General features: G+C 40.5%; 18 protein-coding genes. 10 read left to right on the top strand and 8 right to left on the bottom strand.

The window, feature by feature from the left end:
• Positions 1-85: 85 nt before the first annotated feature.
• The 5 genes from BBP83_RS03555 to BBP83_RS03535 all read left to right on the top strand — a co-directional run bounded on the left by BBP83_RS03555 (position 86) and on the right by BBP83_RS03535 (position 7,554).
• Positions 86-1,204: a CaiB/BaiF CoA transferase family protein gene (locus BBP83_RS03555; protein ID WP_068886043.1), complete on the top strand. Its 1,119-nt coding sequence runs from the start codon at positions 86-88 to the stop codon at positions 1,202-1,204.
• 116 nt (positions 1,205-1,320) lie between these two features.
• The gene (locus BBP83_RS03550) at positions 1,321-2,601 is read left to right on the top strand and encodes a carbohydrate porin (protein WP_078055390.1); all 1,281 of its coding nucleotides are present in this window, start codon (positions 1,321-1,323) and stop codon (positions 2,599-2,601) included.
• A 172-nt stretch (positions 2,602-2,773) separates the two neighbouring features.
• The gene (locus BBP83_RS03545; RefSeq protein WP_068886042.1) at positions 2,774-5,170 is read left to right on the top strand and encodes a glucose/quinate/shikimate family membrane-bound PQQ-dependent dehydrogenase; all 2,397 of its coding nucleotides are present in this window, start codon (positions 2,774-2,776) and stop codon (positions 5,168-5,170) included.
• Between the two features lie 262 nt (positions 5,171-5,432).
• Positions 5,433-7,076, top strand: a complete 1,644-nt coding sequence (locus BBP83_RS03540; protein WP_068886041.1) for a nitrite/sulfite reductase — start codon at positions 5,433-5,435, stop codon at positions 7,074-7,076.
• Positions 7,069-7,554: a DUF934 domain-containing protein gene (locus tag BBP83_RS03535; RefSeq protein ID WP_068886040.1), complete on the top strand. Its 486-nt coding sequence runs from the start codon at positions 7,069-7,071 to the stop codon at positions 7,552-7,554. Before BBP83_RS03540 ends, BBP83_RS03535 begins: the two co-directional genes overlap by 8 nt.
• A 56-nt stretch (positions 7,555-7,610) precedes the next feature.
• Here BBP83_RS03535 and BBP83_RS03530 read toward each other — a convergent pair whose 3' ends face one another.
• From BBP83_RS03530 to BBP83_RS03520, 3 genes are all read right to left on the bottom strand, one after another.
• Positions 7,611-8,051, bottom strand: a complete 441-nt coding sequence (locus BBP83_RS03530; protein ID WP_068886039.1) for a VOC family protein — start codon at positions 8,049-8,051, stop codon at positions 7,611-7,613.
• Between the two features lie 257 nt (positions 8,052-8,308).
• Positions 8,309-9,484 (bottom strand): thiolase family protein, encoded by a 1,176-nt coding sequence (locus tag BBP83_RS03525; RefSeq protein ID WP_068886038.1) that lies wholly within the window; start codon positions 9,482-9,484, stop codon positions 8,309-8,311.
• Between the two features lie 109 nt (positions 9,485-9,593).
• On the bottom strand, positions 9,594-10,115 hold the full coding sequence (locus tag BBP83_RS03520) for a GspH/FimT family pseudopilin (protein WP_068886037.1): 522 nt from the start codon (positions 10,113-10,115) through the stop codon (positions 9,594-9,596).
• Positions 10,116-10,492: 377 nt separating this feature from the next.
• On the opposite strand from BBP83_RS03520, the gene omp38 reads away from it, so the two are divergent.
• Together omp38 and BBP83_RS03510 are read left to right on the top strand one after the other, a co-directional pair.
• The gene (gene omp38 / locus BBP83_RS03515; RefSeq protein WP_068886036.1) at positions 10,493-11,527 is read left to right on the top strand and encodes an outer membrane protein Omp38; all 1,035 of its coding nucleotides are present in this window, start codon (positions 10,493-10,495) and stop codon (positions 11,525-11,527) included.
• Between the two features lie 115 nt (positions 11,528-11,642).
• Positions 11,643-12,173, top strand: a complete 531-nt coding sequence (locus BBP83_RS03510; RefSeq protein ID WP_068886035.1) for a cysteine peptidase family C39 domain-containing protein — start codon at positions 11,643-11,645, stop codon at positions 12,171-12,173.
• Between the two features lie 121 nt (positions 12,174-12,294).
• Here the strand turns inward: BBP83_RS03510 and BBP83_RS03505 are convergent, their stop codons facing one another.
• The 3 genes from BBP83_RS03505 to BBP83_RS03495 all read right to left on the bottom strand — a co-directional run bounded on the left by BBP83_RS03505 (position 12,295) and on the right by BBP83_RS03495 (position 16,231).
• The gene (locus BBP83_RS03505; protein WP_068886034.1) at positions 12,295-13,761 is read right to left on the bottom strand and encodes an amino acid permease; all 1,467 of its coding nucleotides are present in this window, start codon (positions 13,759-13,761) and stop codon (positions 12,295-12,297) included.
• Positions 13,758-14,795, bottom strand: a complete 1,038-nt coding sequence (locus tag BBP83_RS03500) for a methyltransferase (protein WP_068886033.1) — start codon at positions 14,793-14,795, stop codon at positions 13,758-13,760. The genes BBP83_RS03505 and BBP83_RS03500 overlap by 4 nt, the downstream gene beginning before the upstream one ends.
• A 65-nt stretch (positions 14,796-14,860) precedes the next feature.
• Complete coding sequence (locus BBP83_RS03495) at positions 14,861-16,231, bottom strand: uracil-xanthine permease family protein (protein ID WP_068886032.1); 1,371 nt, start codon at positions 16,229-16,231, stop codon at positions 14,861-14,863.
• A gap of 175 nt (positions 16,232-16,406) precedes the next feature.
• On the opposite strand from BBP83_RS03495, the gene typA reads away from it, so the two are divergent.
• Together typA and mscL are read left to right on the top strand one after the other, a co-directional pair.
• Positions 16,407-18,245, top strand: coding sequence for a translational GTPase TypA (gene typA / locus BBP83_RS03490; protein WP_068886031.1), 1,839 nt, complete (start codon positions 16,407-16,409; stop codon positions 18,243-18,245).
• 223 nt (positions 18,246-18,468) lie between these two features.
• Positions 18,469-18,903, top strand: a complete 435-nt coding sequence (gene mscL, locus BBP83_RS03485) for a large conductance mechanosensitive channel protein MscL (protein WP_068886030.1) — start codon at positions 18,469-18,471, stop codon at positions 18,901-18,903.
• Between the two features lie 111 nt (positions 18,904-19,014).
• Here mscL and BBP83_RS03480 read toward each other — a convergent pair whose 3' ends face one another.
• Both BBP83_RS03480 and mutM read right to left on the bottom strand, forming a co-directional pair.
• On the bottom strand, positions 19,015-19,296 hold the full coding sequence (locus BBP83_RS03480) for a peptidylprolyl isomerase (protein WP_068886029.1): 282 nt from the start codon (positions 19,294-19,296) through the stop codon (positions 19,015-19,017).
• Entirely contained in the window at positions 19,293-20,147 is an 855-nt protein-coding gene (mutM, locus tag BBP83_RS03475; protein ID WP_068886028.1) for a bifunctional DNA-formamidopyrimidine glycosylase/DNA-(apurinic or apyrimidinic site) lyase, read from the bottom strand. Before mutM ends, BBP83_RS03480 begins: the two co-directional genes overlap by 4 nt.
• A 391-nt stretch (positions 20,148-20,538) precedes the next feature.
• Between mutM and BBP83_RS03470 the strand changes: the two genes are divergently transcribed.
• Positions 20,539-21,422 (top strand): carbohydrate porin (locus BBP83_RS03470; RefSeq protein WP_068886027.1); only part of this gene is annotated, 884 nt, incomplete at its 3' end.

Here is a 21,422-nt window from a genome sequence, read left to right as displayed (position 1 = left end):
GTAAATGGCTGAACATGACATTGTTTAAGTTCTTTTATATTTCTAATATGTCTGAAAAAGCAACATAAATAGAGTAAATATTATTATGAGCTACCCACTAAAAGGTTTGAAAGTCCTTGATTTTTCCACACTTCTTCCGGGGCCATTTGCCACAATGTACTTGGCCGATTTAGGTGCGGAAGTTGTGCATATTGAATCACCCACGCGACCAGATCTGCTTCGGCTGATGCCACCTTATGCAAATGGGCAAGCAACTTCGCATAATTACTTGAATCGTAATAAACAGTCGGTTGCTTTAAATTTAAAGGATTCTGCCAGTATTGCATTGCTTAAAACCAAGATTTCAGACTATGACATAGTGATTGAGCAGTTTCGACCAGAAGTCATGCAGCGTTTGGGTTTAGATTATGCAACTCTTGCAGAAATTAACCCCAAATTAATTTATTGTTCAATAACTGGTTATGGACAGACGGGCAGTTATAAAGATCGTGCGGGCCATGACATTAACTATTTGGCTTTATCTGGTATTGCAGGACACAGTGGCCGTCAAGACGGTGGGCCACCGCCATTGGGCGTGCAAATTGCAGATGTGGCTGGTGGTTCACTTCATGCAGTTATTGCCATTTTAAGTGCAGTCATTGAACGCACCCAAAGTGGCTTGGGGCAGTATATTGATATCTCAATGACCGATTGTGCTGTAACTTTGAATAATATGGCTGCAGCCGCAGAGTTGGCTGGCAATGAACGACAGTCTCCTGAAACATCGCATTTAAATGGAGGGACATTTTATGACTATTATCAAACGCGTGATGGTCGCTATTTATCTATAGGCAGTCTAGAACCGCAATTTATGCTGGGTTTAGCGCAATTATTAGAATTACCTATTCTGCTTGAAAAAGGCGCTTCATTTGATGTACATGACCGTAACAGAGTGAAAATTGCCATTAAGGAAAAAATTGCCACCAAAGACTTGGCGACATGGAATGAAATATTTAAAGCGCAAGATGTGTGTGTAGAACCCGTATTAACTTTAGATGAAGCACTTCATTCGCCGTTGGCATTGGAGCGAGGCTGGATTGTCGATGTTCCAGTCTCTGAAGGTAGTACAAAAAAAGAACAACAATTAGCTTGCCCAATCAAGTTTTCAAGGTCAAGAATACGTTATGATTTTATTGGAAAATCACTCGGTCATGATTTATTGTAAATATTTCATAATGATAATGTGTAGATAAAATAAGCAACAGGGTAAAAAAAACATGCATTCCTATATAGGAAAAGCGGAACGTCCCCATAAGTAATATTATGTAAAAGAGGTCGCCAATGATAAATAAATCAAGAGTTAGTTGGTGTTTTAGCCTTGGGGTCTTGACCCTAAGTTTCGGAATTCAAAGTGTTTATGCTAAAGATGCGTTTAGTACCGAAAGTCCCTGGATGTTGGGTGATTGGAACGGTCAGCGTACAGCATTACAGGCAAAAGGTTACGATTTCAGCCTTGGTTATACGGGTGAAATGGCAACATTGCTTGATGCAGAACATTCCTCAAGCCATGGCACTGAATATGCAGATCAATTTGCGATTGGTGCGCACCTCAATTTAGAAAGAATTTTAGGTTGGCAAGATACAGAAGCACAAATCACTATTACTGAACGTAATGGACATTCTTTATCGCAAACGTCCAATGCCTTAAATGGTCATTTGAGTTCTACCCAAGAAGTTTGGGGACGTGGTCAAACATGGCGTTTGACTGATTTTTGGATTAAAAAACAATTTCTTGATCAGAAGCTAGATATCAAAGTCGGTCGTTTTGGTGAAGGTGAGGATTTCAATACTTTTGACTGTGATTTTCAGAACTTAGCTTTGTGTGGTTCGCAAGTCGGTAACTGGGTTGGCGACCAATGGTACAACTGGCCAGTGAGCCAATGGGCGGCTCGGGTTAAATATAATATTCGCCCCGATTTATATGCCCAAGTTGGCGTATATGAATATAACCCTGAAAACCTTGAACGTGGCAAAGGCTTTAATCTAAGTACCGATGGTTCACATGGGGTAATTATTCCTGCAGAAGTGGTTTGGTCTTCCCAATTGGGTGCAGAACAACTGTCTGGTGAATATCGTGCAGGCTATTATTACAGTACAGCCGATGCGGTAGAAATTAATCATCCAGAGCAAAATGCCCATAAACAGGGCGGTTGGGTTGTTGTGAAACAACAATTGGCGACTCATCACGGCGATACATCACGTGGTTTAACTGGTTTTATGAATTTAACTGTGCACGATTCAAAAACCAACAACGTGAGCAATATGCAGAATGTAGGCTTGGTTTATAAAGGCGCATTCGATGCCCGTCCAAAAGATGAAATCGCCATTGGCCTTGCACGTATTAGCATAAATGATGATGTAAATGACAGCAATATTGTCAATAACAGCGTCGATGTTCGTGGTCTGCAAAGTGAAGAATATGATGCCGAAATTTACTACGGCATACACGCCACCAACTGGCTCACCGTTCGCCCCAATATCCAATATATCCGCCATGTTGGTGCATATAAAAATGGTGAAAATGCATGGGTGGGTGGTATTAAATTTCAGACCGTCTTTTAGTTTTTAGATAGATAAGTATTTGTCTTGAGCTATTGGATGTTTTGATACACAAGTTTTTCCGCATATTCAATGTTGGGTAGATACTTAAAATCTAAAAACTGTAAAAACAAGTGCTTATATATATTTCATACGATATAGGCTTTCAACAGAATCTTAGAAATAGGTGGTCAATATGAGTACTCCATCTTCAGGTTCAGTACTGAAAACCATTGCAGCCGTGGTTGCTGTCATTTTTGGTTTGGTATTGCTGATTGGAGGGATTTATCTTGCAGTGCTTGGTGGGTCTTGGTACTACATCATTGCAGGTTTATTCTTCATTGCTACAGCAGTTTTACTGCAAAAATTAAAAAGTTCGGCACTCCTTGTTTATGCTGTATTTGTATTGGGTACAGTGATTTGGGGCTTGTGGGAAGTCGGATCTGACTTCTTTGCACTTGCACCACGTTTAGATATTTTAGGCCTATTTGGCTTATTTTTATTAATTCCTGCTGTGACCCGTGGCTTTAGCAATACCAAAGGTGCAAAAATTGCATTGTCGGGAACCTTGGCCATCACTATTGCTGTGATGATTTACTCGGTATTTAATGATCCGCAAGAAATTCGCGGTGAATTAACCACCAAGCAACCTGCAACAGCACAATCAATTGCGGGTATTGCTGATGCAGACTGGCCAGCCTATGGTCGTACGCAATCAGGTTTACGTTATTCGCCATTAAATCAAATTAATTCAGAGAACGTGAAAAACTTGAAAGTGGCTTGGACATACAACACAGGCGACTTTAAAACTGAAAATGATTCAGGTGAAACCACCAATCAGGTAACGCCAATTAAAGTCGGCGACAACATGTATATCTGTACCACGCATCAAAAATTGGTTGCGCTGGATCCGACAACCGGTAAGGCGAAATGGACATTTGATCCGAAATTAAAAGCGGATAAGACCTTTCAGCATTTAACTTGTCGCGGTGTTTCGTATTTTGATGCGAGCAATACCGCCGGTTTTGAAACCAGTTTAGCTACGAAAAAAACCACTTCAGCAGAATGTCCGAAAAAAGTCATTTTACCTGTCAATGATGGTCGTCTTGTGGCTGTAAATGCAGACACAGGTAAAGCGTGTACTGACTTTGGTAAAAATGGTGAAGTTGACTTGCAAAAAGATATGCCATTCCCATATCCAGGTGGTTATAACCCAACCTCACCTGCAGTGGTGACAGGTACAACGATTATTATTGCGGGCTCAACTACAGATAACTATTCGACTGAAGAACCATCTGGAGTCATTCGTGGTTATGATGTTAATACAGGAGCATTGCTTTGGGTATTTGATACAGGCGCAGAAGATCCAAATGCGATTCCTGCACCAGGTCAGAAATATGTTCAAAACTCGCCAAACGCATGGGCACCTTTAGCTTATGACGCTAAATTAGACATCGTCTATATTCCAACGGGTGTCGGTACGCCTGATATTTGGGGCGGTAACCGTACTGAATTGCATGAGCGTTATGCAAATTCGATGTTGGCGATCAATGCATCTACGGGTAAATTGGTTTGGGACTTCCAAACCACGCATCACGATTTGTGGGATATGGACGTACCATCTCAACCGACATTGACTGATATTAAAAATCAATCGGGTCAGACCGTTCCTGCAATTTATGTATTAACGAAAACTGGCAATGTCTTTGTTTTAGACCGTCGTACGGGTGCCGCGATTGTTCCGATTACTGAGAAACCTGTACCACAAACGGTGAAACGTGGCCCTCAAACCAAAGGTGAACGTTATTCTGCAACACAACCGTTCTCTGATTTTGATCTTGCACCGAAAGAAAGATTAACCGACAAACAAATGTGGGGTGCCACCATGTTTGACCAATTGATCTGTCGTGTGTCTTTCCATAAATTGAACTACGATGGCATTTATACTCCACCTTCAGAAAATGGAACTTTGGTTTTCCCAGGTAATTTAGGGGTATTTGAATGGGGCGGTATGTCAGTCAATCCAGACCGTCAAATTGCCGTGATGAATCCAATTGGCTTGCCATTTGTCTCTAGACTGATTCCTGAAAATCCGAACCGTCCAAAAACAGCCAAAGGCGCGGGCACTGAAGCGGGTATTCAGCCGATGTATGGCGTGCCTTACGGGGTTGAAATTAGTGCGTTCTTGTCTCCATTCGGCTTGCCATGCAAACAACCTGCTTGGGGGTATGTGGCGGGTGTCGATTTAAATACCCATGATGTGGCTTGGAAACGTCGTATTGGTACCATTCGCGACAGTATGCCGGGTATTCCTTTACCGCCATTTAAAATGGGTGTGCCAATGTTGGGTGGATCAATCTCTACTGCGGGTAACTTAATGTTCCTTGGCGCAACGCAAGATGATTACATCCGTGCCATCAATGTCACTAACGGTGATGAACTTTGGAAAGGTCGTTTGCCCGCAGGTGGACAAGCAACACCAATGACTTATGAAAGCAATGGTAAACAATACGTTGTGATTATGGCAGGTGGGCATGGTTCATTCGGAACCAAGATGGGCGATGCACTGGTTGCTTATGCATTACCAGATTAAAAAGAATTGGATGTAAATTAAACGATTTAAAAAGTCTGATTCGTCAGGCTTTTTTTTATTATGAAAATAAATGCTAAGGAATGAATAAAATAATCAATATCAGTAAAAACAAATTAAAAACGGCGCAAAGGCTTTATATCAGTGAAACCTGTAGAGTCTTATCAATAAAATCGCTATTAACTATGTAAAAAAGACATTTTCCTGATAGATGAAATCTGGTTATGCTGTGCACCGTTATAATAGAACTTACTAGCTGTACGCCATGTATTTATATACTGATTTTGACCAGCAACTGGTTAATGAACGTGTTGCACAGTTCCGCGATCAAACGGAACGTTATTTAGCGGGCAAATTAACGGAAGACGAATACCGTCCGCTACGCCTCCAAAATGGTTTATACGTTCAGCGCTATGCGCCGATGTTACGTATTGCTGTGCCTTATGGTCTTATGAACTCCAACCAACTGCGTAAAGTTGCGACGTTGGCAAAAGACTATGACCGTGGTTATGCACATGTATCAACCCGTCAAAATATTCAGTTTAACTGGCCTGCACTGGAAAATGTGCCTGATATGTTGCAAGAACTTGCAACGGTTCAAATGCACGCTATTCAAACGTCGGGTAACTGTATTCGTAACACCACAACAGACCAGTATGCAGGTGTTGTTGCAGGTGAAATTGCTGACCCGCGTCCAACGTGTGAATTGATTCGTCAATGGTCTACATTCCACCCAGAATTTGCTTTCCTGCCACGTAAATTTAAAATTGCGGTGTCTGCATTGGAAAAAATTGACCGTGCTGCGACCTCATTCCATGATATCGGTGTGTATATTGTAAAAAATGCAGCAGGCGAAATTGGCTATAAAATTAAAGTCGGTGGCGGTTTAGGTCGCACTCCCGTCATTGGTAGCTTTATTCGTGATTTCTTACCACGTGAAGATTTAATTGCCTATTTAGAAGCTGTTTTACGTGTCTATAACTTGCATGGTCGCCGTGACAACAAATATAAAGCACGGATTAAAATTTTGGTTAAAGCTTTAACGCCAGCTGTCTTTGCTGAAAAAGTTGAAGCTGAATTTGCACATACCATCAAAACTTTAAAAGTAGATGCAGATACCTTGAAAAAAATGGATGAGAACTTCACACCATTTGATTATCAAGATTATGCCGATGAAGATTTCACAGCACAATTTGCTGCTACACCAAAATTCAAGCAATGGTTCAATATTAATACCAATGCGCATAAAGTGCAGGGTTACCGCATTGTCACAATTTCATTGAAACGTGCGGGTATTGCACCGGGTGATATGAGCACTGAAGAAATGGATTTAATCGCAGATCTTGCGGATAAATACACTTTTGGTGAATTGCGCACAACCCATGAACAAAATATTGCTTTGGTCGATGTACCGCAAAAAGACTTGTTTGAATTGTGGCAGATTCTTGAAAGAAATAACCTTGCTCGCGCACATATTGGTTTCATTACCGATATTATCTGCTGTCCGGGCGGTGATTTCTGTTCATTGGCCAATGCAAAATCGATTCCTATTTCAGAAGCCATTTCACGTCGTTTTGATGATCTGGATACTGTGTATAACCTTGGTCATTTAGACCTGAATATTTCAGGCTGTATGAATGCCTGTGGTCACCACCATGTAGGTAATATTGGTATTTTGGGTGTCGATAAAAAAGGTGCTGAATTCTACCAAATTACATTGGGTGGTAATGCAGACCATGATGCATCTATTGGTGACATCTTAGGGCCATCATTTGCTGCAGACCGTGTCCCTGATGTGGTTGAAGAAATCCTAAATACCTATTTAGACCTTCGTTCAGAAGGTGAAGAGTTTATTGAAACTTACCGCCGTGTTGGCATTCAGCCATTTAAGGAGCGTGCATATGCTTAATACAGCACTTCAAGTTCTTTCAAAAGATGGCGCAGTTGCTGATAACACTTATCAAGTGATTGGTGAAGATGGTATTTTGCCTCAGGGCGATGTCGTTCTGAGCGTAGAACAACTGGATCAATTGGCAAATGTCTCAGGTAAAAAAGCATTATTTCTTACTGTAGATGCATCTCCTGAAGTGAATGAATTTCCATTAGATCAACTCGATACTATCTTTATTGATTTTGCGGGTTTTAATGATGGTCGTGGTTATTCATTTGCTGCATTGTTACGTCGCCAAGGTTATCAAGGTGAACTTCGTGCAACGGGTGATGTATTCAAAGATGTATTGAACTACATGAAGCGTTCGGGCTTTGACACCTTTGTTGTAAAAGAAGGTAAAGATATTCAGGAAGCTGCGATGGGTTTAGGTGATTTTACCAATCCTTACCAAGCATCGACTGCTGTGCCGAAAGCGCATTATCAAACCGGTGCTTAATTTTAATTAAGTCATCAATAAAAAAGCCGAACAATTGTTCGGCTTTTTTATGTGAACTAATGGTCTTCAAGCTGACAATTAATCATCCATTTCACCCCAAATTGATCGGTAAATGCACCATAGATTGCGCCCCAGAAGGTTTTTTCTAAAGGCATTTCAACCTGTCCATTGACAGACAAAGCATCAAATAAGCGTTTTGCCTCGGCTTGCTCACTGGCATCTAAATTAATAGAAATATAGTGATTATTGCCTTTAATAAATGGGGCACTGTTTTGCGCACAAAACTGCTCCGAGGTGTCGGAACCCATAAGTTCTGTAAATGCATTGATCGGCAAAGATACGTGCAGAACATAATCTTTTTCATGTTCAGCAATTTGAGCATCAGCTAAGTCGGTATATTTTTGAAAGTGTGAAAATTCACCGCCAAAAACAGATTTATAGAAATTAAAGGCGACTTCGGTTTCACCTTGAAAATTAAGATAGTGATTGAATTGCATTCGGAATATCCATTTTTGTTGTTTTTCACTTTGCTTATTTTACAAGCCATTTGTAGATTTGAAATAACGAAAGTATAAAAAAATGTAAGCAGAAAAAAGCCCTCCGTAGAGAGCTTTTGAATTTTTTTATTCAGGATTAGAAAAATTCTGTAGAGAGGGGCTGAAATCAATCCTTCTAAATATCTAATTTAAAATGGATATTTATCTTCTCTTTGATGAAAATTATTCTCATCTTAAGAAGGGGTTGAAAAGTAGGATTAAAGTAATTCAATCGCCACAGCAGTTGCTTCACCACCACCGATACACAGTGCAGCAATACCTTTTTTGCCACCAGTACGTTTCAATGCATGAATTAAAGTCAAAATAATACGTGAACCCGTTGAACCTACAGGATGACCGAGTGCACAAGCTCCGCCATTAATATTGACTTTTTCAGCATCTAACTGAAATTCATCAATCGGACACATGGTGACCATGGCAAATGCTTCATTAATTTCCCAAAGATCTACCTCTGCCACAGCCCAGCCCGTTTTATTAAGCACTTTTTGAATTGCGCCCACAGGCGCAATAGTGAATTCTGAAGGATGCTGAGAATTTGATGCATAAGCTACAATTTTAGCTAAAGGTGTTAAACCTTTCGCTGTAGCATTATCCGCAGAAGTTAAGACTAATGCTGATGCACCATCTGAAATAGAGCTGGCATTGGCCGCGGTAATCGTCCCATCTTTGGCAAAAGCAGGGCGCAATGTTGGAATTTTATCAATATTGGCATTAAACGGTTGCTCATCTTTATCGACGATCACATCGCCCTTACGTGTTGAAACCGTAACAGGCACGATTTCATCGGTAAAATAGCCTTCAGTAATAGCCGTTTGGGCACGTTTAAGTGAACGGATGGCAAAATCATCCATTTGTTCACGAGTATAGCCCTTGCTATTTGCCATATCTTGTGCGAATGAGCCCATCAAACGGCTGGTTTCAGCATCTTCAAGGCCATCTAAGAACATATGGTCTTTAATTTCGCCATGACCCATGCGGTAACCTGCGCGAGCTTTTGGCAATACATAAGGTGCATTGCTCATTGATTCCATACCACCGGCGATGACCACAGTAGCTGAACCTGCTTTAATCATATCGGCAGCTTGCATCACCGCTTTCATACCTGAACCACACAGCTTATTGATGGTAACTGCACCTGCAGCATCAGGTATACCTGCTTGGCGCATGGCTTGACGGGCAGGGCCCTGCTTTAGGCCTGCAGATAAAACACAGCCCATAATGACTTCTTCGACATCGTTTGGTTGTAAACCAGCACGTGAAATAGCCGCTTTAATTGTGGCCGCTCCAAGTTCTGGTGCTGTTTGTCCAGAAAGACTGCCTTGAAAACCGCCCATGGCAGTACGAGCACCATTTACAATTACGATGTCTGTCATTGTTATTTCTCCAATCATGTTTTATTTAAAATATTCCTAGCTCCAGCAGTATATAAAAAAATGAGCAGGAATAAAGTCCAATTCCTTGATCAAACTAGACGCATGAGTTTCAACATGTGGTTGGATGCTCGATACGCATATGACCCATTTTACTTAGGTTAAGTTTTTGATGGGGGAGGTTGGCTAAGGAACAGTAATAAAAACCACCATTCGAACCAATAGGTAGCCCAGACCAGGTTTGAAAAGTCACACTAGGGATACTCAGCGTGCCTTTCCAATTTAAGTAACCGTATTTCAGATCCAGTGCCTCTGTTTGTAGAATTTGTTCGTCTGTATCAACGCTTCGGTTTTTATTCATATCGATAAATATAATAAAGCCATTACTCCAAGCATCGGATTTACATTGAGTAAAATCTTTGCTTGGGCAAATCACAATATTGGAATGATGTAATACGGCTAAATTTTTTGCCGAACGGTTGGCGAGGCTAAGTTTGGAAATTGTTGTTTTAACTTCTTGTTCTGCCATAGTTTTTTGGTAATAGGGTAAAGCGATCGCGCTGATGATCGCTAAAACAGCAAGAGTAGTGATGAGTTCAAATAGCGTAAAGCCATTTTTTATTATAGGAAACATGGGATTAGACCTGTTGTTGTATATTGTTTTTATAAAAAACATGATATTAATAAATTGTTTTAATGTGTTCTTATGTCGAGTAGGTAATTATATTACTCAAGATTTGATAAAACTGCTAAAATGCAAACAGGTGACAATAAGCGATTCACAAGAATAATTTGAGTAAAAAATTACCGAATTACAACGGAAATTGTAAGTAATTTTGTCAATAATTTACTTGATTAAATTAATCAAGCACTTGGAAAAAGAATAAAGTGTTTGTATGATTCGATGTGAATAGCTTAAAAATAAGACTGGGGTATTAGAAAGCCTATCTCAGGATAGCCAAATTTAGGCTTAAGCTTGAACAACAATTTTTATCTCTGGAGGATAAATCCATGAAAATGAGTCGTATTGCATTAGCAATGCTCGTAGCTGCACCTTTAGCTGCTGCAAACGCAGGCGTAACTGTTACTCCATTAATGCTTGGTTATACATTCCAAGATTCTCAGCACAATAATAGCAATGGCAACCTTACTAATGGTCCTGAGCTTCAAGACGACTTATTCGTTGGTGCTGCACTTGGTGTTGAATTAACGCCATGGCTAGGTTTCGAAGTTGAATACAATCAAGTAAAAGGTGATGTAGACGTTCAACAGGGCGAATATAAGCAATCTCAAATCAACGGTAACTTCTATGCTACTTCTGATTTGATCACTAAAAATTACGATAGCAAAATCAAACCATATGTATTGTTAGGTGCTGGTCACTACAAATATGAGTTTGACAATGCAACTGCTCGTGGTTTTAACGGTGCTTATCGTGGTACTGAAGAAGAAGGTACTTTAGGTAATGCTGGTCTAGGTGCTTTCTGGCGCTTAAACGATGCTTTATCTCTACGTACTGAAGCACGTGCTACTTACAACATTGATGAAGATTTCTGGAACTACACAGCTTTAGCTGGTCTTAACGTAGTTCTTGGCGGTCACTTGAAGCCAGCAGTTGCTGTAGTTGAAGTTGTGCCTGTAGTTCCAGCTCCAGTAGCTCCAGCTCCACAAGAGTTGACTGAAGACTTGAACATGGAACTTCGTGTGTTCTTTGATACAAACAAATCAAACATCAAAGATCAATACAAGCCAGAAATTGCTAAAGTTGCTGAGAAGTTAGTTGAATATCCAAACGCTACTGCTCGCATCGAAGGTCACACAGACAACACTGGTCCACGTGCATTAAACGAACGTTTATCATTGGCTCGTGCTAACTCTGTTAAATCTTCACTTGTAAATGAATACAATGTAGATCCAGCTCGTTTGGCTACTCAAGGTTTCGCTTGGGATCAACCAATCGCTGACAACAACACTAAAGAAGGTCGTGCTATGAACCGTCGCGTATTTGCAACGATTTCTGGTAGCCGTACTGTTGTTGCAGAATAATAAGCTCAATAATTCGTTATTGAACTGATAAAAAAAAGCAACCGTAAGGTTGCTTTTTTTTATGTTTAAAATTACAGATCCATTTAGAATATAAGTATTCAATTATTGGAACAGCATCAGTTTGGAAATTCCAGAAGCATTATTAAATTTAGAGTCTAATTGCGGTATTTATGCCGTGTGGATGATTTTTCAGCACTATGGTATTCAGATGGATATTGAACGGCTTAAAGATGCTTGTCAGTATGATGAAGAAGATGGGACTTTTGGAATTGGTCTTGCAGTGGCATTGGCTCGCTTTGGTTTTGTGGTCAGTTTCCATACTGATACAGATCCAAATGTGCATGAAAAAGAACAATATTGTTATCAAGACGCTCAAGCACTGGATATTCCAATAGCTGAAGCATTAAGTTATCAAGAGTTAAGGGAGAATGTTGAATCTGGTTATTTTGTCATTGTGTTTTATGACACATTAGATGGCTTAGGCAATCATTCGCTTGTTTATTCGATAGATGAAACAGAAATTAGTTTCTTTGACCATTTTGATACGATGTCAGTAGCGTTATTTGAACAACAACGAAGCGCAGAGGGGATTTGTCGTCAAGCTTTGGTGATTGATGGTCGCCAGTTTATGCAACGCTATTCGTAGTATAGGGTGTTCATTGCAATGCAACATTTAATGTTATGATTGAACTGATGATGAGTCAAAATCAGTATTGATCGGCTAAATATAAAAAAACAGCCCGTAGGCTGTTTTTTACATCTTCAACTTAATCAAGATCGGGATTCATGGGCTTAACGTCCATGTCTTGGTAAGAGACCAGTTTAGTTTTATATTTCCACTTATAACCGAGCCAGATTACAAGGAACAGTGGAATACTGATGTAGGTTGACAGTAAGCCAAGCCAATCAATTTTACCGCCAATCAGTGCTTCGTAGTTTTGACCTAAAATAATGATCGAGCAAAGAATAAAAGCAAACCACGGTGCAAATGGGAAAAATTTAGCTTTATACGCTAAATCTTCAAGCTTATGACCTTGCGCTAAATAGCCTTTACGGAACCGGTAATGTGAAATAGCAATACCTAACCAAACAATAAAGCCACACATCCCAGACATATTGAGTAGCCAGTTAAAGACTTGTTGTTCACCAATAAATGTGGTTAAGAAACAAAGTGCTGCGATAGCTGTTGTTGCATAGAGTGCATTCATAGGCACACCACGCGGGTCTAGTTTCGCAAACCATTTGGGTGCGCTTCCTTTACGTGCCATATCAAATAGCATACGTGTAGAAGAATACATGCCCGAATTACCTGCGGATAGAATGGCCGTCAAAATGACAGCATTCATTAAGCCGGCAGCGAAGGCAAACCCTGCTTTTTCATACATTAAGGTGAAAGGTGAAAGAGTAATGTTTTCACTGGCAGCGGCTTGTAATAAGCGTGGGTCATCATAAGCGACTAATGTACCAATAATGAAAATACACACCACGTAAAACAGGAGGATTCGCCAGAAAATTTGTTTAATGGCAATAGGAATAGTTTTCTTTGGATCCTTTGATTCGCCCGCAGCCACGCCAACCATTTCGGTTCCTTGGAAAGAGAACCCTGCAATCATTGCGACGCCAATCAGGGCTTGGAAGCCTCCAACAAAGGGTGCATCTCCTTTGGTCCAGTTGGCAAAAGTAACCATATTAGGTGTCAGCATAATTTTTACAATCATGGCAATACCAATAATGATAAAGACAATAATGGCAAGGACTTTCACCAAAGAAAATAAGAACTCAGTTTCACCAAAGCCTTTAACGGTTAATGCATTAATGCCAAAAATGATCGCTAGAAAGATCGCACTCCAGTAGAAACCCGGAATATCAGGAAACCAAAACTTCATAATGAACTGTACAGCAACCAGTTCAAAGGCAACGGTAATGGCCCAGTTGTACCAATAATTCCATCCCAAGGCAAAACCAAAACCACCTTCTACATATTTTGTACCGTAGGTAAAAAATGCGCCCGATGTTGGGTTATGTGTCGCAAGCTCACCTAAGCTGGTCATGAGAAAGTAAATCATGATGCCAATAAGGCAATACGCCAGTAACGCGCCACCTGGGCCAGCATTGGCAATGGTTGCACCAGAGGCAAGAAATAATCCTGTACCAATCGAGCCACCAATGGCAATCATATTAAGATGGCGAGCACCAAGCTTACGCTTGAGCTGGGGTAAATCTGTTTCGCTCATCGTTCATCCTTAAGTTTTTTCTGTGTACTGGCAAACAGCACTTTAAAGCCTTGTTGATCGGCTTTGGTTGTACATTTTCCAAAATTTTGTTCAATTAATAATGGATAATTCAAAAAGCGATTTGAAACAATCCAAAGCTCGCCACCCGATTTAAGATGGCGACGTGAGGTTTTACATAAGTTTTCGCTGGCATTGTAATCGGTATGGATGCCTTGATGGAATGGGGGATTACTGACAATTGCATGCAAAAATAGCGGTGCATCTTCAATGCCACTGACGGCTTTAATTTCAAGTTGTTCAGGCAAAAGATTATTTTTAGTAAAGGTCAGTTGTGTCGATGCGAGCGCGAACGCATCAACATCTAGCGCAAAAATACGATTCTTTGGGTTTAGTTTGGCTAAATAGGCGCTAATGACTCCAGCACCGCAACCAAAGTCTGCAATTTTGCCAGAAGTCACTTGTGTTAAATACGGCAATAATACTGCTGTACCTACATCTAAACGATTTTGGCTAAATACACCGGGCAATGCACAAATGCTTAAATCGCCATTTGGTGTGTTGACCGTATATTCCTGTATCCAGCTTTCAATTGGTTTTAGGTCAGGCTGGGTATTGGTTGTTAATTGCCACATTTGGCAATGGCGCGCACTGTCTAACTTAAGAGTATGACCATAAGGTTGTAATTGTTTGGCTGCACGTTCTACGCCAGCTTTTTTTTCACCCACTAAAAAAATAGAAGCACCAATTTTGAGGCGACTCGCTAAATTGTGCAAAATGTAATTGAGTAATTCTTTTGATTTGGGCACAAAAACAATAGCTTGTTCAAAATCTGCTGTGGGTAAATCAATGCCAAAATGGACTGGGTTTTGTTTATTTTGAAAATACAACGATTCGTTGTGATTCCATGTCCAAAAATGTGCATCAACAGTGGCTGGCAACTGAGATGATAGATCATCACAAGGTGCATTGACCAACAGGATAGGGCCAGATAAATAGTCTTGCTGACGAAGAACTACTTCACTTCTCGGATCCATTTTTGCTACTCCTAAGTAAAAACGATGCCCAGACAGTGCTGGGCAAGGTACATACTGAAATGAAATTATTTCTTCGTTTCAGGAAGAATAATATTAAGTAAAAGGGCTGCAATACCGCCTGTTGCGACACCTGAGCTGAAAATGTTGCGGAATAATTCAGGCAGATGCTCAAGAATCTGAGGTACTTGCGCAACGCCAAGACCCAATGCAAGGGAGATGGCAATAATTAGTAAAGCACGGCGGTCTAATTGTACACCTGAAAGAATATTAATGCCTGAAGCTGCCACTGCACCAAACATCACCATCACTGCGCCACCCAGTACCGCTTGTGGAACCGCTTGGATTACACCGGAAACTGCTGGAAATAAACCTAGAATCACTAAAAGTACCGCAATCCAAATCCCGACATAACGACTTGCAACACCTGTCAGTTGAATGACGCCATTATTTTGCGCAAATACAGAACTAGGGAAGGTATTGAATAAACCTGCCAATAATGAGTTTGCACCATTAACCAACACACCACCTTTAATGCGTTGCATCCATTGAGGGCCATCGACAGGTTGGTTTGACAGCTTCGATGTTGCAGTAATATCACCAATGGCTTCTAATGAAGTCACTAAATAGATAAATGCCATTGGAATAAATAAGCTCCAAGAGAAACTTAAACCAAAATGCATAGGCATAGGCACTTGTATTACAGGTGAATCTTTTAAGCCAGAAAAATCTAGATATCCCATAAAGCCAGCTAAAATATAGCCAATAACTAATGCAATTAAAATGGCAGAGCTTTTAATCCATGTCACACGGACACGGTTAAGAATGATAATTAATGCTAAAACAGTACATGACATCATCAAATTGTCAGCATTGGCAAAGGTTTTATCGCCCATGGCTTGATAGCCACCACCCATGCTGATTAGACCTTCTTTAATTAAAGTCAAACCAATGAGCAATACCACGATACCTGTAACTAAAGGTGTAATGAGTTTTTTGATCCAAGGCAGAATACACGACACGCCCATTTCAATAAAAGAACCCGCAATTACCACACCAAAAATCGATGCCATGACTGCTTCTACAGGTGTACCTGCAGCCACCATGGCAGAACCAATACCAATAATGGGGCCAATAAAGTTAAAACTTGTGCCTTGAACAATCAGTAAACCTGCGCCAAATGGGCCAACTTTTTTACACTGAAGAAATGTCGCAATACCCGAAATCACCAATGACATCGATAAAATCATATTGGTGTCTTCTTTCGAGACCCCTAATGCTAAGCAAATGAGTAAGCCCGGCGTAACAATTGGTACAATAATGGCTAATAAATGCTGAAATGCAGCTAGAAATGCAACAAGAGGTTTCGGACGATCATTGAGTTCGTAGACTAAATCGAGTTGATCTTTGGGATGGGGAGATTGATTAAAATCAGACATGTTCAAGGCAAATAAAGGCTAGGTGGCGCTATTCTAATCTGATTACACAGCTTTACAAAACCTAAAAAACCGCTGTTGGTCAAAAAAATCGGTATTGTCAATAAACTGTGACTATAAAAGTTGCGTATTTTTCTGTATAATTTGCCCTCAAATTATATACGTATTGAATTTTTACATGTCAGATATTAAAACTCTCCGTAACATTGCCATTATTGCGCACGTCGATCATGGTAAAACGACTCTTGTAGACAAACTTTTGCAACAATCTGGTGCTCTCGGTGATCGCGCGGGTGAGATTGAACGTGTGATGGATTCAGGCGCTATTGAAAGTGAACGTGGTATTACCATTCTTGCAAAAAACACTGCAATTAAATGGACTGATGCACGTACAGATATCGAATATCGTATTAACATCGTGGACACCCCGGGACACGCCGACTTCGGTGGTGAAGTTGAACGTGTAATGTCGATGGTTGACTGCGTACTTCTTCTTGTCGATTCTCAAGAAGGTCCAATGCCACAAACACGTTTTGTGACATCAAAAGCCTTTGCGAGCGGTCTAAAGCCAATCGTAATCATTAACAAAGTAGACAAGCCAAGCGCGCGTCCAGACTGGGTAATTGACCAAGTATTCGATTTATTCGACAACCTTGGTGGTACTGATGAACAGTTAGACTTCCCAATCGTTTATGCATCGGGTCTTCGTGGTGTTGCTGGTCCTTCTCCAGAAGAACTTGCTGACGACATGACGCCATTGTTCCAAACAATTGTAGACATCGTTGAGCCACCAGCAGTTGACATTGATGGTCCATTCCAAATGCAAATTTCGTCTTTGGACTATAACAGCTTCGTTGGTGTTATCGGTGTGGGTCGTATTCAACGTGGTTCTGTTAAGTTGAATACACAAGTTACTGTAATTGATAAAGAAGGTAAGACTCGTAACGGTCGTATCTTAAAAATTATGGGTTACCATGGTCTAGACCGTGTTGACGTAGAAGAAGCAAATGCGGGTGATATCGTATGTATCACAGGTATTGATCAACTTCATATCTCTGACACAATTTGTGATCCGAAAGCTGTTGAAGCACTTCCACCGCTTTCTGTAGACGAACCTACTGTTACCATGACATTCCAAGTAAACAACTCACCGTTTGCTGGTAAAGAAGGTAAGTTTGTAACTTCACGTAACATCCGTGAGCGTTTAGACCGTGAATTGATTCATAACGTAGCTTTACGTGTTGAAGATACTGACAGTCCAGACCGTTTCAAAGTTTCTGGTCGTGGTGAGCTTCACCTTTCAGTTCTGATTGAAAACATGCGTCGCGAAGGCTTCGAGATGGGCGTATCACGTCCACAAGTAATCTTGAAAGAAGTTGACGGCGAAAAGCAAGAACCGTATGAAAACGTAACATTTGACGTTGAAGAACAGCACCAAGGTTCTGTAATGGAGCAAATGGGTTACCGTAAAGGCGAAATGACCAATATGGAAGTTGACGGTAAAGGCCGTATCCGTATTGAAGCAACTGTTCCTTCACGTGGCTTAATTGGTTTCCGTTCTGAATTCTTGACCATGACTTCTGGTACAGGGATCATGACGTCAAGCTTCTCGCATTATGGTCCAATGAAACAAGGTACTGTTGCGAAACGTCAAAACGGTGTGTTGGTTTCTATGGTTCAAGGCGTGTGCTTGGGTTATGCATTGTTCACATTGCAAGACCGTGGTCGTCTATTCGCTAAGCCACAGTTAGAAGTTTACGAAGGTATGATCATTGGTATCAACTCTCGTTCAGACGACATGACTGTTAACCCAACAAAAGCGAAACAGTTAACCAACGTACGTGCATCTGGTACAGATGAAGCGTTAACATTGGTTCCTGCAATTGAATACACGCTTGAACAAGCGCTTGAATTCATTGAAGATGACGAATTAGTTGAAGTAACACCTAAGTCAATCCGTATTCGTAAGCGTTTCCTAACTGAAGGTGAGCGTAAGCGTAACCGTTCTGGTAAATAAGATTTAAAAATGATGTTGCTCCTACTGGGGCAACATGATTTAAAAATGTCATCAAGTGATTGATGGCATTTTTTTTGTTTAGAATTAGCAAACCCATGTATAAAAGCAGATGATTTCCGAGTAAATTACAAGGAATTTAAAATACTTATACATTATAATTTGTGATGTATATCACTAAAATATTTTAATAAAGAATAGTTACGAACGTTCGCTGGAGATTGAGATGAGTATTGTTCAAGAATTTAAAGAGTTTGCTGTAAAAGGCAACGTAATGGACTTGGCTGTTGGTGTCATCATCGGTGGCGCATTTGGTAAAATTATTGATTCGATGGTAAAAGATATTATCATGCCAATCGTTTCTTGGATTTTGGGCGGTGATGTTGATTATTCAAATTGGTTTGTCGTTTTAGGTGATAATCCTAATAACTTGAATACATTAAAAGCAGCGCAAGATGCTGGATTGAACGTTTTAGCGTATGGTAATTTTCTCACCATTCTGATTAATTTCTTACTCTTGGCTTGGGTGGTGTTCTTGTTGGTGAAAGTCATGAACAAAATACGCCGTAAACAAGAAGAAGAAGCACCTGCACCTGAAGCAACCCCAGAAGATATTGAGTTACTTCGCGAAATTCGTGATGAATTAAAACGTAAAGGTTAATGTAGATTTACATATATAAAAAACGGCGCTTAATGCGCCGTTTTTTAATCCCCTTTTTAAGAGGGACTTTTCCTCCCTTTATTAAAGGGAGGTTCGGAGGGATTAGTAACCCTAATCCATCCGAAATTTAATTTCTAATAAATGCCAACCAAATTGGCTTTTAATGGGGCCATGCAATTCACGTTCAGCTAACGTAAACACCGCTTTATCAATTGGGCCAACCAATTGTCCTTTTTTAATATCACCCAGCTCACCGCCTTTTTTTCCTGACGGACAAGTCGAATGCTGTTTGGCTATTTTGGCAAAATCTGCCCCACCTGTAATTTTCTTTTTTAACTGTTCAGCCAATTCTTTGTCTTTGACTAAAATATGACGCACGATGGCAGATTTCATGCTTTATTTCCTTTGAGTGCTTTCTTCGGCACTATTTTAACCTGTTTTAAGGCTTGGCATTGTGGGCAAAAAACACTGGCACGTTGTCCTAATTTTAAATTTTCTAAAGTGGTCTCGCAGTTCACGCACATTTCCTCCGCGCGACCATAAGCCAATAAGGTTTGCTGAAAGTAACCATTTTCGCCCATGGCATTGCTGTAATCGCGTAAGGTTGACCCCCCTAAATCAATGGCTTGTTTTAAAATGCGCTTAATCTCAATGACCATTTTTTCAACTTGCTGAAATGTCAGGCTAGAGGCAGGCTGGGCAGGGTGAATACCTAAATTGAATAAGCTTTCTGTTGCGTAAATATTGCCGACACCGACCACAATGTGATTGTCCATCATGGCGACTTTTATAGCGGTATTTTTAGTTTTAAATTTAGAGAATAAATATTCTGCATGAAAGGCTTCACTGAGTGGTTCAGGGCCTAATGTATCTATTAGCTTGCTTTGAGAATACTCATCTAACCATAAAATACAGCCAAAACGTCGTGGGTCATGGTAGCGTAATTGCACATCATCCAACTGAAGAATGAAATGGTCATGTTTACGTAGTTCATCGTGCTCATCACAAATTCTAAAACTGCCTGACATGCCTAAATGCCAAAGCATGGTGTCTTGTTCAAATTGCGCCAAAATATATTTAGAGCGACGTGTGAGTTGAATGAGTTTTTGTCCCACCAGTTTTTGTAGATCATTTGGAATGGGCCAGCGCAGGCTAGGTTGATGCACAGTCACCTTAAGTACTGTTTGACCAAGGAGCGGTAATAAACTGGTTTTTGTCGTTTCAACTTCAGGTAATTCAGGCATGCGACATAAGGATGAGATTGAGATGTGCTTAATATTGGGCTAATTGCGTTTGAATGCAAGGTTAAAATGGCATAGATCCTTGGACATTATAATGAATAGAGTACAAGAAAACTGCGAGTAGACTGTATAGCCGAATGGAGGCTTTTCTGACAGTTTTTTGCTCTGGAGAGTATCTGTTTTAATAAGTATGTTTATAATTGTTTGAAATTTAAAAGAATTATTTTTATCCTGTATTTTGGTTATTTATTTCAAATAAATACATAAAAAAAAGTTTTTAAAATGATAAAAATTTTGCAGATATTGGGGTTGAATAATTATGTAATTATTCATGCAATAGTTTTCAATCTTGCCATTGCAGTCTGAAAAAACTCTCTAAAAATCAGGTTTTTCTATGAAAAAATTTAGTCTAACTCTATTGCCTTTATTGATGGCGGCAACCACGACTCATACCTATGCTGAAGATGCATTTTCTCCCAATGGTCAATATTTATTGGGTGATTGGAATGGAAAACGTACTGCACTGGCAACAGAAGGTCTAAAGTTTGACGCAACGATTGCAACAGACGGCGCATATTTAGCAGACGGGGGGTATGATGCGCATCAATCGCCAACCTTCGGTACGCAGTTCGGGCTTGGCACTACGCTAGATATGGAAAAACTAGCAGGTTGGGACGGCACCATTATTCGTGCGTTGGTGACGGCACGCCAAGGGCAAAGCACCAGTCTTGAAGGGATTCAAGACCCAGCTGCACCGCAGTGGGCCAACTCACAAGCAAACTGGGGGAGAGGCAATTCGGGCAGTCGCCTAAGTGAATTTTACCTTGATAAAACATTTAAAGACCAAGGCATTAGCATTAGATTGGGTCGCATGGGGCTTGGGACTGAATTTAATACCATGGCATGCGATTTCCAAAGCAACGCTTTTTGTGCGGCTCAAATGGGCAAATGGCAAGGTAAGCTTTGGTACAACACACCTGTTTCCCAATGGGGTGGCCGTGTGAAATATCAAATAAACCCTGAATTATTTGCGCAAGTTGGGGTGTTTGAATATAACCCTGAAAATGCCTTAGAGCGCCATGGCTGGAATTTAGACACAAAGAATGCAGATGGTGTAAATATTTTAAGTGAAGTGGTTTGGTCACCGAAAAAAGGCTTGAATGATTTACCGGGAAGTTATCGCGTGGGTATGCTGTACAACACCGCCGATGACGCTAAAAACCAATATGATGTTGCCTATAAAGCCGGAACCGTGGGCGAAGACCGCAGTTATGGCGG

Origin of the sequence: Acinetobacter celticus (assembly GCF_001707755.1) — a bacterium.
In the GTDB taxonomy this organism is placed as follows: Bacteria; Pseudomonadota; Gammaproteobacteria; order Pseudomonadales; family Moraxellaceae; genus Acinetobacter; species Acinetobacter celticus.
This window is presented reverse-complemented; position numbering and strand designations above follow the sequence as displayed.